Annotated in this window: 10 protein-coding genes; 8 read left to right on the top strand and 2 right to left on the bottom strand. The window is 68.4% G+C overall.

Annotation, left to right across the window (positions count from 1 at the left end; translation table 11 throughout):
* The 4 genes from BCHO_RS06650 to BCHO_RS06635 all read left to right on the top strand — a co-directional run.
* On the top strand, window positions 1–986 hold a 986-nt coding region (locus BCHO_RS06650), incomplete at its 5' end, for a sensor histidine kinase (protein WP_202805366.1).
* Window positions 987–991: 5 nt separating this feature from the next.
* A complete protein-coding gene (locus tag BCHO_RS06645; protein WP_024540548.1) occupies window positions 992–1,630 on the top strand; it encodes a response regulator transcription factor in 639 nt (212 codons plus the stop codon).
* Window positions 1,631–1,753: 123 nt separating this feature from the next.
* Window positions 1,754–2,389: a serine/threonine protein kinase gene (locus BCHO_RS06640; RefSeq protein WP_202805365.1), complete on the top strand. Its 636-nt coding sequence runs from the start codon at window positions 1,754–1,756 to the stop codon at window positions 2,387–2,389.
* Window positions 2,389–3,189 (top strand): DUF4037 domain-containing protein, encoded by an 801-nt coding sequence (locus BCHO_RS06635; protein WP_024540546.1) that lies wholly within the window; start codon window positions 2,389–2,391, stop codon window positions 3,187–3,189. The genes BCHO_RS06640 and BCHO_RS06635 overlap by 1 nt, the downstream gene beginning before the upstream one ends.
* A gap of 211 nt (window positions 3,190–3,400) precedes the next feature.
* On the opposite strand, the gene BCHO_RS06630 is transcribed toward BCHO_RS06635, so the two are convergent.
* A complete protein-coding gene (locus BCHO_RS06630; protein ID WP_024540545.1) occupies window positions 3,401–4,426 on the bottom strand; it encodes an NAD(P)H-dependent amine dehydrogenase family protein in 1,026 nt (341 codons plus the stop codon).
* Between the two features lie 277 nt (window positions 4,427–4,703).
* Here BCHO_RS06630 and BCHO_RS06625 point away from each other — a divergent pair, with 277 nt between their 5' ends.
* On the top strand, window positions 4,704–5,537 hold the full coding sequence (locus BCHO_RS06625) for a Bax inhibitor-1/YccA family protein (protein ID WP_024540544.1): 834 nt from the start codon (window positions 4,704–4,706) through the stop codon (window positions 5,535–5,537).
* Window positions 5,538–5,653: 116 nt separating this feature from the next.
* On the opposite strand, the gene BCHO_RS06620 is transcribed toward BCHO_RS06625, so the two are convergent.
* Window positions 5,654–6,430 carry a GTP pyrophosphokinase gene (locus BCHO_RS06620; RefSeq protein ID WP_029675344.1) on the bottom strand — a complete coding sequence of 259 codons (777 nt, stop codon included), beginning with the start codon at window positions 6,428–6,430 and terminating at the stop codon, window positions 5,654–5,656.
* 138 nt (window positions 6,431–6,568) lie between these two features.
* Here BCHO_RS06620 and miaB point away from each other — a divergent pair, with 138 nt between their 5' ends.
* The 3 genes from miaB (at window position 6,569) to BCHO_RS06605 (ending at window position 12,084) form a co-directional block, all read left to right on the top strand.
* Window positions 6,569–8,014, top strand: coding sequence for a tRNA (N6-isopentenyl adenosine(37)-C2)-methylthiotransferase MiaB (gene miaB, locus BCHO_RS06615; protein WP_024540542.1), 1,446 nt, complete (start codon window positions 6,569–6,571; stop codon window positions 8,012–8,014).
* Between the two features lie 106 nt (window positions 8,015–8,120).
* Window positions 8,121–9,143: a tRNA (adenosine(37)-N6)-dimethylallyltransferase MiaA gene (gene miaA, locus BCHO_RS06610; protein ID WP_051354855.1), complete on the top strand. Its 1,023-nt coding sequence runs from the start codon at window positions 8,121–8,123 to the stop codon at window positions 9,141–9,143.
* 196 nt (window positions 9,144–9,339) lie between these two features.
* Window positions 9,340–12,084: a DNA translocase FtsK gene (locus tag BCHO_RS06605; protein ID WP_420306670.1), complete on the top strand. Its 2,745-nt coding sequence runs from the start codon at window positions 9,340–9,342 to the stop codon at window positions 12,082–12,084.
* Window positions 12,085–12,091 lie beyond the last annotated feature (7 nt).

Raw genomic sequence — 12,091 nt, 5'->3', positions numbered from 1 at the left:
ACGTCGCCCAACGGATCGTGCAGGGACGATGGCCGCGCACGCGCCGCGCGCGCATCGCGCTCGCGGCCGTGCCGTGCGCCGCGTCGGCCGTGGCCGCCATGTCCGCGCTCGCGCACGCCACGGCCGTATGGCCGCCGACGACGGCGACGCTCGTCGCGCTGCTGCTCGTGCCATTGACGGCGGCGACGAGCATCGCCGGATGGATGCGCGCCGCAGGACGCGACGCGCAGCGGCGCTACCGCGCGCTCGCCGATCTCAGGCGTGAACGGCTGCGGCTGACGCACGCGCGCATCAACGACGTCGAGGCGTCGCGCGCCTCCGACCTGCGCCGCGCACGGCTCAGCGAACGCATAAGGATCGCGCGCGAGATCCACGACAACGTCGGCCATACGCTCACGCGCGCGATCATGATGACGCAGGCCGACCAGGTCGTCGCGACGACGCTCGGCGACGACATGCACGCCGCGCAGTTCGCGCAGATCGGCGCGACGCTCGACGAGGCGATGACGATGATCCGCCGTTCGGTGCACGACCTCAAGGACGAAGGCACCGACTTCCAGGGGATGATGGAGGACGCGGCCGCCGTGCCCGAAGGCGCGGCGCTGCAGGTGCGGCTCGACGACGGCATCCGGCAGGCGCCGTCGGCGCTCGCTCACTGCTTCGCCGCCGTCATCCGCGAGGCGCTGACGAACACGGTGCGCCACGGCACGGCGCTCGAGGCGACGGTGCGGCTCATCGACCTGCCGGGACTGTGGCAGCTCGTCGTGCAGGACGACGGCGGCAAGCCGGAGCGCACGGCGCCGCGGGGCGGCATCGGGCTCGCCGACATCGAGGAGCGTGCACGCGCGCTCGGCGGCACCGCCACATGCGGGCCGTACGCGCAGGGCTGGCGCGTCTTCGTCTCGGTGCCGAAGACGACGGCCGGCGACGCGCGGGAGACGGCGGCGTCCGCGCCGGCGTACGCGACGGAAAGGACGGAGGAATGACGACGATCTCGGTGGCCATTGTGGACGACGACCCGATCGTATGCTCGTCGATCGGCACGATTCTGACGGCGACCGGCACCACGACGGTGCTGTGGACGGCGCACGACGGCGCCGCTGCGGTGCGCGAATACGCGGCGCATACGCCGGACGTGCTGCTCATCGACGTGCAGATGCCGGGCATGGACGGCCTCGACGCAGCCGAACGGATCCTGGACGGGCATCCGGACGCGCGGATCCTGATACTGACGACCTTCGCCGACCCCGACTACATCCGACGCGCCGTGCAGCTGCACACGAAGGGCTATCTGATCAAGCAGGACGTCGCGTCGGTCATCCCGGCCGTGCAGGCCGTCATGGCCGGGCAGGTCGTGCTCGGCGCCGAGGTGCTCGGGCAGATCGCGGCCGACGGCGGACACGACGGGGGGCGGGACATGCAGGTCGTCGAGGACGAACGCTTCTCGCGGCTGACCGAGCGCGAGCGCGACGTCGTCGCGCTCGTCGCCGAAGGCTGCGACAACCGTCAGATCGCCGCCGAGCTCCATCTGAGCGAGGGCACGGTGCGCAACCGCATCAGCGACATCCTCGCGAAGACGAACATCGCGAACCGCACGAAGCTCGCCGTCGAATGGCTCAGCTGCCACTGAGCGGCGGCGTCCGCCGTCGTCCGTCATCGTTGTCCGCCGTCGTTGTTGCAAATGTTGTCATGCTGCTACGCAATATGAGTAGACGGATTTTGTTTTCAAATCTGCATAGGTTATCATCGTGCTATGGAGACGACGGAGATGAAGACGGCGGCGGACGCCGGAACGACGATGGACGTCAACGGCAGGCCCTATGAGGTCGTGCGGCTGCTCGGCAAGGGCAAGGGCGGCTACTCGTATCTCGTGCGGGACGTGGACGGCGTGCTGCGCGTGCTCAAGCAGATCCACCACGAACCCTGCGCCTACTACCAGTTCGGGGACAAGCTCGCCTCGGAGCTCAGCGACTACCGCACGCTCACGTCGATCAGCGTCGCCATGCCGAGGATGATCGACGTGGACGAGGCCGCCGAACGCATCCTCAAGGAATACGTCGACGGACCCACCGTCTATGAGCTCGTCCTCGCGGGCGACGTGCGTCCCGCCCACATCGAGCGGATGCGCGCGATATGCCGCAGGCTGTACGCGGCGAACACGAACATCGACTACTTCCCGACGAACTTCGTCGTGCAGGGCGACGGGCTGGTCTACGTCGACTACGAATGCAACGCCTACATGGAGGAGTGGGACTTCGAGCACTGGGGGATCCGCTACTGGAGCCGCACGCCGGAGCTGCTCGCCTACGCCGCCGAGCACGGCGACGAGGTGCATGGGGAGGACACCGGGAGCGACGGCGACGGGCCGGCCGCGGACAAGGAGGAATGATGACACCGTTCGAATCACTGTGGCGCGCCTTCGCGCAGCTGCCCGAGGTGACGGCGATCGCATTGGGCGGATCGCGAGCCGGCGGCGCGGCCGACGCGACGAGCGACTACGACCTGTACATCTACTGCGACGCGCTGCCCGGCGAGGACGAGCGCCGCGCGATCATCGCCGAACATTGCGGCTACGCCGAGATCGGCAACACGTTCTGGGAGCTCGAGGACGACTGCACGCTCAACGACGGCGTCGACATCGACATCCTCTACCGCAGCCTCAACGACTTCGCGCGCTCGATCTCGGCGGTCGTCGACGAGGGTCGGGCCTCCACCGGATACACGACGTGCATGTGGCACAACCTGTTGCGCAGCCGCATCCTGTTCGACCGCGACGGACGCCTCGAGGCGCTGCGCCGGCACTATACGGTCGACTATCCGGACGAGCTGCGCGCGAACATCATCGGCAAGAACATGCGTCTGCTCGCCGCGAACCTGCCGTCCTACGACCATCAGATCGCGAAGGCCGAGGCGCGCGGCGACCTCGTCAGCGTCAACCACCGCACGGCCGCGTATCTGGAATCGTATTTCGACGTGCTGTTCGCGCTCAACCGGCTCACGCATCCGGGCGAGAAGCGCATGGCGAGCTACGCGCGCGAGCATGCGGGGCTGCTGCCCGCGCATTTCGACGAGGACCTCGATACGCTGTTCTCGTCGATGTTCACCGACGCCGCCGCGACGTCGCGCACGCTCGCGCGGATGACCGGCGAGCTGGGCGACCTCGTCGGCGCGGACGCCCGCGCCGAATGAGCGGCGACGGACGACAGACGCAATGGACGCGAGGGGCGTGCGGTCCCAACGATGGGACCGCACGCCCCTCGCGTCCATTCGGATTCCGCGGTCATGCGACGCGCACTACGAAGGAGGGGCGCAGTCCGGGTCCAATGTGCACCGAACTGCGCCCCTCCGTCATTCCTCCGTCCTCATCGGTCCGCGGCGGCCGCCCACCGCGGCATGCGGCTCACGCGACGTACAGCGCGGCCGGGTAGGCGAGGTAGCGAATCTCGTCGAGCTGGTCGACGGTGACGTAGCCTGCCGGCGCGTTGAGCACGTCGGGGATGCGGTTGACGACCGTCGCGCAGGTGTGCGCGACGGTGGCCGGCTTGACGACGTGGAACTCGGTGTCGGGCTCGCCCTCGATCCTCCAGTCGCACATGTCGCCGTCGTCCGGTCCGTAGACCTTGCCGATGCAGGCGGTCTCGAGCACCGGTCCCTGCATCGTCTCCGTCGTGACGACCGCCGACATGCCGACGCACTTGCCGGCCGGGATCGTCTCGCCCATCGTCTGCGAGTACACGTCGACGTCGTTGAAGTACGGCACCGACTTCTGCGTCTGCGACCTGATCGTCAGGCCGAGTTTCTGCGCGAGCGCCTCGTTCGAGTTCCACACGTACGACGGCACGATCTCCTGCGGGTGCGCGAGCTGCGCCTTGAACTCGTCGGCTGTCAGGCCCACGCCGTGCGCTTTCGCGAGCGCCAGGCCGTAGTCCTCGACGTTGTAGCTGACGGCGCCGGTGATCTTGTCGACGCGGTCGCATCCGCCTGCGACCTGCGCGACCATGTTGATCCAGAAGATGTCCTGCATGCCGGTGCCGACGATCGTCGCGCCGTGCTCCTTGGCGATGCGGTCGAGGCGGTTCGTGACGGCCGGGTCCGTCGTCCACGGGTAGATCGCCTCCTCGCAGGTCGTGACGACGCTGACGCCGTGCTCGAGGCACAGCTCGCACATCGGCGCGATGTCGTCCATGAAGCTGAACAGCGTGACGACGGCGATGTCGGCGTCGCACGAGTCGAGCACGGCCTCAGCGTCGTCGCTCACCTTGACGTTGAGCGGGCCGATGCCGGCGAACTCGCCGATGTCCATGCCGACGACGTCCGGGTTGACGTCGATCGCGCCGACGATCTGGATGCCCTTCTCGTGCATGTAGCGCACCGTATACTTCGCCATCTTGCCGCAGCCGTACTGAATCGCTCGTATTGGTTCCATCGTCGCTCCTTTGGTCAAATGGATGGGTGCCGGTCGATCCGGGCCGTCGTCGTCGGCGTCCCGGGCCGTGCCCTCCACTATAGACCGCCATGCAAGCTGCGACGCACCCGCAATCGCCGTCCGAAGGCCGTCGAAGCCGGGAATACCGCCGCTTGGGCGGCTGTTGTGAAGATACTGCGAACTTTTGCGGGCTCGCATGGTTTTCCCAGCCGCCTTTCAGCCGGCGGCCACGGACGGCCGGTAGAATGGGGCCGAACAAGCAAACCAAGGAGCAACAATGACTTACGGTCAGCAGCCGGGCGCGCGGCGCCCCGACGACCGCCAGCCGTACGGCGCGGCGCCGCAGTACGGCATATATGGCAATCCGAACCAGGGCGCCGGAACGATGCGCCAGGGCGTCGACGGCATCTACACGATCCAGCCCACGGCCGTCACCGAACGCGCCGAACATGTCTCGATGACGCGCGCCTACGGCGAGATGACGATCGCGCTCGTGCTCACGGGCCTCGTCGCGATCGTCACGAACATGACGGGCCTGTATGAGAGCTTCTTCAAAGCGGCTGGGGTCATCGGCGTGTGGCTGCCGATGATCGTCGAGGTCGGCATCGCCATCTACCTGGGCATGCGCGTCATGAACATGAAGGCATCGACGGCACGCGTGTGGTTCTACGTCTACGCGGCGTTGATGGGCTTCTCGCTGAGCGTCATCTTCAGCGCCTACAGCATCGCGACGATCGGCTACGCGTTTCTGATCAGCGCCGTCTTCTACTTCGCGCTGACGATGTTCGGCCTGACGACGAAGGCGAACATGCTCAAGGCGGGGCCGGTGCTCGTCATCGGCCTCATCGTGCTCATCGTCACGCAGGTCGTGCTGATGTTCGTCGCGCCGACGAACACGACGCTCAAGGTCGTCGCCGCGATCGGCATCGTGCTGTTCGCCGCGATGACGATCTACGACGCGCAGTTCACGAAGCGCGTCTTCGCGCAGTACGCGTCGCAGGGCCCGGAGATGATCAAGCGAGTCTCGATCCTGTGCGCGCTCAACCTCTACCTCGACTTCGTCAACATGTTCCTTTACGTGCTGCAGCTGCTGGGGCTGAGCAGGGACTGATGTAGACGGCACGCCGCCGATGATATGGGCGGCTATATGCGGAAGGCGGCCGACGCATCATCACGATGCGCCGGCCGCCTTCCGCTTTTTCGTTCGCCTCTGCGCCGTCGCCGCGCTCAGCCGAGCGGCCGCGTCCTGTCGTCCGTCGACGGCGCCTGCGTGCCCTGCGGCGCGCCGTTGATGTCCCGGTGGATCGACTGCATCTGCGTTTCGACGTTCTGCAGCGCGCGCGCGCAGTCGAGCAGCGTCTGCGAATGCTCGCTGAGCCTGGCGTCGGGAAGGTCGGTCTTGTAGCGCAGCGCGTGCTCGAGGCTCGCCCAGTAGTCCATCGCGATCGTGCGGAACTGCACCTCGACCGGCGTGTAGTGTGCGCCCGACGATAGGAACACCGGCACCGCGTAGATGACGTGCAGCGAACGGTAGCCGTTCTGCTTGGGGTTGAGGATGTAGTCCTTGACGCGCAGCACCTGGATGTCCGACTGCGCGGACAGGTAGTTGGCGACCGAGTACACGTCGTCGCGGTAGTTGCAGATGACGCGGATGCCGGCGACGTCGAAGAGGTTGTCGCGCACCGACCTGACGGTGATCGGCAGATGCTTGCGGTGCATCTTGTCGATGATCGAGTCGATCGACTTGAGGCGGCGCTCCATATGGTGGATCGGGTCGTGCGAGAAATGCACCTGGAACTCGGAGTCGAGGATCTCGAGCTTCGTGCTGATCTCGTACATCGCGCCCTCGTACACCTGCATCTGGTCGATGAACTCGCTCACGGCGTCCACGTCGGCGGTCTCGATCGGCGACGTGCCGTCGCGCTGCTCGAGCTCGTCGGCGATCGCGCTCAGGCGCGCACGCAGTTCGTTGGTGTTCACACGGTTCTGACGGTCAAGTATCACGATCGACCATTGTAGCGAGGTCACCTGCCGGGATGCTGGGAACGCCGCCGGCGCATGCGGCCGCGCGGTTGTGCGGCCGCCGTGACGATGCGCCGCCGGGCTCGCGCACTGTGCCCGCCGTCGGTTAGCATGTGCGGTATGAACGAAGAGATGATGACCGAAGAGGAGCGCGCGTTCGCGGACGCTCCCGCGGCGGCCGCGGACCGGGGCAGGGGCGTATTCGCCGTGCACACGCTCGGCTGCCAGATGAACGTGCACGACTCCGAACGCATCGCCGGCGTCCTCGAGGCGGCCGGCTACGTGCGAGCGAGCCGGGAGCAGGAGGAGGCGCACGACCTCGACCTCATCGTCATGAACACCTGCGCGGTGCGCGAGAACGCCGCCGAACGCATGTACGGGACGATCGGCCTGTGGGCGAAGATGAAGCGTGAGCGCCCGCACATGCAGATCGCGATCGGCGGCTGCATGGCGCAGCTCGACCGCGAGCGCATCGCGAAGCGGACGCCGTGGGTCGACGCCGTCTTCGGCACGCGCAACATCGAGGACCTGCCGGCGCTGCTCGAAAGGACGAAGGCCACCGGACGCCCACAGACAAAGGTCAACGAGCGCCTCGAGGTCTTCCCGAGCGACCTGCCGGCGCACCGCGCGTCGAAGACGTCGGCGTGGGTGGCGATCTCGGTCGGCTGCAACAACACCTGCACGTTCTGCATCGTGCCGACGACGCGTGGACGCGAACGCGACCGTCGTCCCGGCGACGTGCTCGCCGAGATCCGCGCCGTCGTCGCCGGCGGCGCGAAGGAGGTCACGTTGCTCGGTCAGAACGTGAACTCCTACGGCTACGGCATCGGCGACCGCTACGCGTTCTCGAAGCTGCTGCGCGCGTGCGGCGACATCGAAGGCCTCGAACGTGTGCGCTTCACGTCGCCGCATCCGGCCGCGTTCACCGACGACGTCATCGCGGCGATGGCCGAGACGCCGAACGTCATGCACCAGCTGCACTTCCCGCTGCAGTCGGGCTCCGACCGCATCCTGCGCGCGATGCGCCGCTCGTACCGTTCGGGGAGGTTCCTGGCGATCCTGGACAAGATCCGCGAAGCGATGCCGGACGCGCAGATCTCGACCGATGTCATCGTTGGCTTCCCCGGCGAGACCGAGGAGGACTTCCAGGACACGCTGCGCGTCGTCGAGCGGGCGCGGTTCTCGTCGGCGTTCACGTTCATCTACTCGCCGCGTCCGGGCACGCCGGCGGCGGCGATGGAGCAGGTGCCGCATGACGTGGCGCGCGAGCGCATCGAACGGCTGCTCGCGCTGCAGGAGCGCATCACCGCCGAGAACCTGCGCGGCTTCGAGGGACGCGACGTCGAGGTCATGGTGACCGGCCGCGCCGGCAAGAAGGACGGCGAGACGCATCGCGTCACCGGCCGCGAGCGCACCGGCGTGCTCGTGCACGTCGGCGTGCCGCAGGGCGAACCGATGCCCGAGGTCGGCGACTTCGTGACGGCGACGGTCACGCACGCCGGCGTGCACAACCTCATCGCCGACCCGGACGTCGCGGCCGGGCAGACCTACATGGTGCGGCGCTGAGCGATCGATCGGAAAGGCGAAGGAGACGAAGCATATGACGAAGGACGATGAACGGACGCGCGACATCGATGTGACGGCGGACGGCGCCGGCGGCGCCGGCAAGGGCATGCGCGGAGCGGACCCGGACGCCGCGGATCGGCGGACGACGACGCCGCGGCTCGTGTCGATCGTCGGGCCGACGGCCTCGGGCAAGACCGGCCTCGGCGTCGCGATCGCGCAGCGGCTCGCCGAACGCGGCGAACGCGCCGAGATCGTCAACGCGGACGCCTACCAGATGTACAGGGGAATGGACATCGGCACCGCGAAGGCGAGCGCCGCCGAACGCGCCGCCGTGCCGCACCATCTGCTCGACGTCATCGGACCGGACGAGACGATGTCGGTCGCGCGCTTCCAGCGGATGGCGCGCGAGTGCATCGCCGACCTGCAGACGCGCGGAATCCGCCCGATCCTCGTCGGCGGCTCGGGGCTGTATGCGCGCGCGGCGATCGACGACATCACGTTCCCGGGCACCGACCCGGCCGTACGCGCGCGGCTCGAGGAGCGCGCCGAACGCGAGGGGCCGGGCGTCCTGTTCGCCGAGCTCGAGCGGCTCGACCCCGAGGCCGCGGCGCGCATGGATCCGCACAACCCGCGGCGCACGGTGCGCGCGCTCGAGGTGATTGAGGTCACCGGCAGGCCGTATTCGGCGTCGCTGCCGCGCTACCGCTACGTCATCCCGTCGGTGCAGCTCGGCCTCGACCTGCCGCGCGCCGAGCTCGACCGGCGCATCGACCTGCGCACGCAGGCGATGTTCGGCGACGGCTTCGTCGACGAGGTGCGCGCCCTGCGGCCGCATCTGGGCGTGACGGCGGCGCGCGCGCTCGGCTACCAGCAGGTCATCGACTACCTCGACGGCCTGGCCGACCTCGACGAGACGCGCTTCCTCGTCGCGCAGCGCACGAAGCGCCTCGCACGCAAGCAGATGGGCTGGTTCGGCCGCGACCCGCGCATCCACTGGCTGCAGGCGCTCAACCCGCGGCTCGTCGACCTGGCGATGGAGATCGTCGACATGGCCGACCGCGGCGGCTACGACGCCATCGACATGCATGCGGACGAATACGTCCAGCATCATCTCGGCGACCTGTCGTGACATGTCCGGCCCCGGCTGCGCGTGCCGCCGGGGCGGGCGCGGCCTCGCGGTAGAATCAAGGACTGTTATGGCACGATCCACATCCTCGAACGCAAGCAAACGACCGCGCAAGGCGAGCTCGAACGGCTCGTCGGCGCCGGCGGCGAAGGGGCGCAGTACGGCGCAGGCCGCCGAAGAACCCTCATGGAAGCGGGCGCTGCTCGCGGTGCCGCGTGCCTTCGGCGCCGCCGTGCGCAAGGTGAGCGTCGGCGACTACGACCCGGCGTACCGGCGCGACGGACTGTGCTTCGTGCTCATCGTGCTCGCCGTCTTCTTCATCGGCTCCGAATGGTTCCGCGTCGAAGGGCCGCTCGGTCAGGGCCTGCACGCCTTCGCATCCGGCCTGTTCGGCGTCATGAGCGTCGTCGTGCCGGTGCTGCTCGTGCTCGTCTCGGTCCGACTGATCCGCAACTCCGGCAAGGGCTCGGGCAATCCGAGCGTGCTCGTCGGCTGGACGATGCTGCTGTGGTCGGTGTGTTCGATCATCGACGTCGTCATGGCGGCCGACACGAAGGAGTTCTCCTGGTCCAACCTGCAGCACGCCGGCGGCCTGTTCGGCTTCCTGATCGGCTCGCCGCTCGCGTGGGGGCTCTCGCAGACCTTCGCGATCGTCGTGTTCGTCGTCTCCGCGCTGTTCTCGCTGCTGCTCATCACACGCACCCACGTCACCGAGGTCCCCGGCAAGCTGCGCTCGCTGTTCGGTCGCGACGCACGCGAGGGGCGCCGCGAGGACGGCGACGACGACCGGTTCCCGGACGAGGTGCGCGTCGGCGACGACGACACGCTACGCTTCGCCGAGGGCGTGCCGACGCATGACGGCGACGACGACGGGGAGGACGCGCGGCCCCGTCGCGAAGGGTTCCTCAGCCGCCTGTTCCGCCGTCGTTCCAGGCGCGACGGCGACGGCAGGCTCGACAGCTACGCCGGCGACGAGGCCTTCGTCAACGCGGCGAGCCGGCACGGCGAGGCCGCCGAGACGCGCGTCGCCGGCTCGCCGCGCACGGTGAGCAGCGGCGGCGCCTACAACGACGACGCGACGCGCAGCATCGACTCGAACACCTGGTCGGCGCAGCAGCCGGTCGTCCATACGACGCCGATGCCGTCGGGGTCGATGCCGGCGGCATCGGCGGCGAACGACCCGTGGGATGCGCTCGACGACGACGCGTCGTCGCTGCTCGTCTCGCTGCGCACCGGCGAGGTCGCCGACATGCACGCGGCGCGGCAGCCACGCGTCGACTGCGCCGCGGCCGCACCGGCGCAGACCTCCGTTCCATCCGCCGCCTCGCAGGTCTCCGCCCAGGCCGGCGCCGCGGTCTCCGGCGATGCGGAGGACTCGCAGGCCGCGCTCGACGCGGGCGCCGAACTCGCGCCGTACCGGCTGCCCGACCTGAACCTGCTGATGAAGGGCAAGCCGCACGCGGCGCACACGCAGGCGAACGACAACGTCATCCGCGCGCTCAACAACACGTTCCGGCAGTTCAAGGTCGACGCGAAGGTCGTCGGCTTCCTGCGCGGCCCGTCGGTCACGCAGTACGAGGTCGAGGTCGCCCCGGGCGTCAAGGTCGAGAAGGTGACGAACCTCGACAAGAACATCGCCTACGCCGTCGCGAGCTCCGACGTGCGCATCCTCTCGCCGATCCCCGGCAAGTCGGCGATCGGCATCGAGATCCCGAACACCGACCGCGAGATTGTCCATCTGGGCGACGTGCTGCGCTCGGACAAGGCGATGAACGACCCCAACCCGATGCTCGCCGGCGTCGGCAAGGACGTCGAGGGCCACTTCGTGACCGCCGACCTGACGAAGATGCCGCATCTGCTCGTCGCCGGCGCCACCGGCTCGGGCAAGTCGAGCTTCATCAACTCGATGCTCACGTCGATCATCATGCGCGCCACGCCCGATCAGGTGCGCATGATCATGGTCGACCCCAAGCGCGTCGAACTGTCCGCGTACGCCGGCATCCCGCATCTGCTCACGCCGATCATCACCGATCCGAAGAAGGCCGCGCAGGCGCTCGAATGGGTCGTCAAGGAGATGGACGCGCGCTACAGCGACCTCGAGTTCTTCGGCTTCCGCCACGTCAAGGACTTCAACGAGGCGGTGCGCGCAGGCAAGGTGCACGCGCCGGCCGGCTCGAAGCGCAAGGTGGCGCCGTACCCGTACCTGCTCGTCGTCGTCGACGAGATGGCTGACCTGATGATGGTCGCGAAGAACGACGTCGAAAGCTCGATCCAGCGCATCACGCAGCTCGCGCGCGCCGCCGGCGTCCATCTCGTGCTCGCCACGCAGCGCCCGTCGGTCGACGTCGTCACCGGTCTGATCAAGGCGAACATCCCGTCGAGGCTCGCCTTCGCGACGTCGTCGGCGACCGATTCGCGCGTCATCCTCGACGCGACCGGCGCCGAGACGCTCATCGGCCAGGGCGATGCGCTGTTCATGCCGATGGGCATGGCCAAGCCGATCCGCGTACAGGGCGCATGGGTCAACGAATCGGAGATCCGCAAGGCCGTCGATTTCGTGCGCCGGCAGCGCAAGCCGCACTACCGTCCGGACATCGAGCAGATGGCGAACGAGGCGGAGAAGTCGAAGCTCGACCCGACCGAGGACATCGGCAGCGACATGGACGAGCTGCTGCAGGCAGCCGAGCTCGTCGTCAGCTCGCAGTTCGGCTCGACGTCGATGCTGCAGCGCAAGCTGCGCGTCGGCTTCGCGAAGGCGGGACGACTGATGGACCTGCTCGAGTCGCGCGGCGTCGTCGGCCCGTCGGAGGGCTCGAAGGCGCGCGAGGTGCTCGTGCAGCCGACCGACCTGCCGCAGGTGCTCGCGTTCATCAAGGGCGAGACGACGTCGCTGACCGGCGGCGCGCAGCCGGCGCAGGAGACGCCGGGCGCGTCCGGGGCCTGAGCGGCGG

Source organism: Bifidobacterium choerinum, assembly GCF_000741135.1.
In the GTDB taxonomy this organism is placed as follows: domain Bacteria; phylum Actinomycetota; class Actinomycetes; order Actinomycetales; family Bifidobacteriaceae; genus Bifidobacterium; species Bifidobacterium choerinum.
The sequence above is the reverse complement of the archived record's forward strand: the minus strand, read 5'-3'. Positions and strand labels throughout refer to the sequence as shown.

Bases quoted from the DNA above. Each gene is read 5' to 3' on its own strand.
- BCHO_RS06640 (WP_202805365.1), top strand. From the start codon at position 1,754: ATGGAGACGACGGAGATGAAGACGGCGGCGGACGCCGGAACGACGATG.
- BCHO_RS06625 (WP_024540544.1), top strand. From the start codon at position 4,704: ATGACTTACGGTCAGCAGCCGGGCGCGCGGCGCCCCGACGACCGCCAG.
- BCHO_RS06635 (WP_024540546.1), top strand. From the start codon at position 2,389: ATGACACCGTTCGAATCACTGTGGCGCGCCTTCGCGCAGCTGCCCGAG.
- BCHO_RS06630 (WP_024540545.1), bottom strand. From the start codon at position 4,426: ATGGAACCAATACGAGCGATTCAGTACGGCTGCGGCAAGATGGCGAAG.
- miaB (WP_024540542.1), top strand. From the start codon at position 6,569: ATGAACGAAGAGATGATGACCGAAGAGGAGCGCGCGTTCGCGGACGCT.
- miaA (WP_051354855.1), top strand. From the start codon at position 8,121: ATGCGCGGAGCGGACCCGGACGCCGCGGATCGGCGGACGACGACGCCG.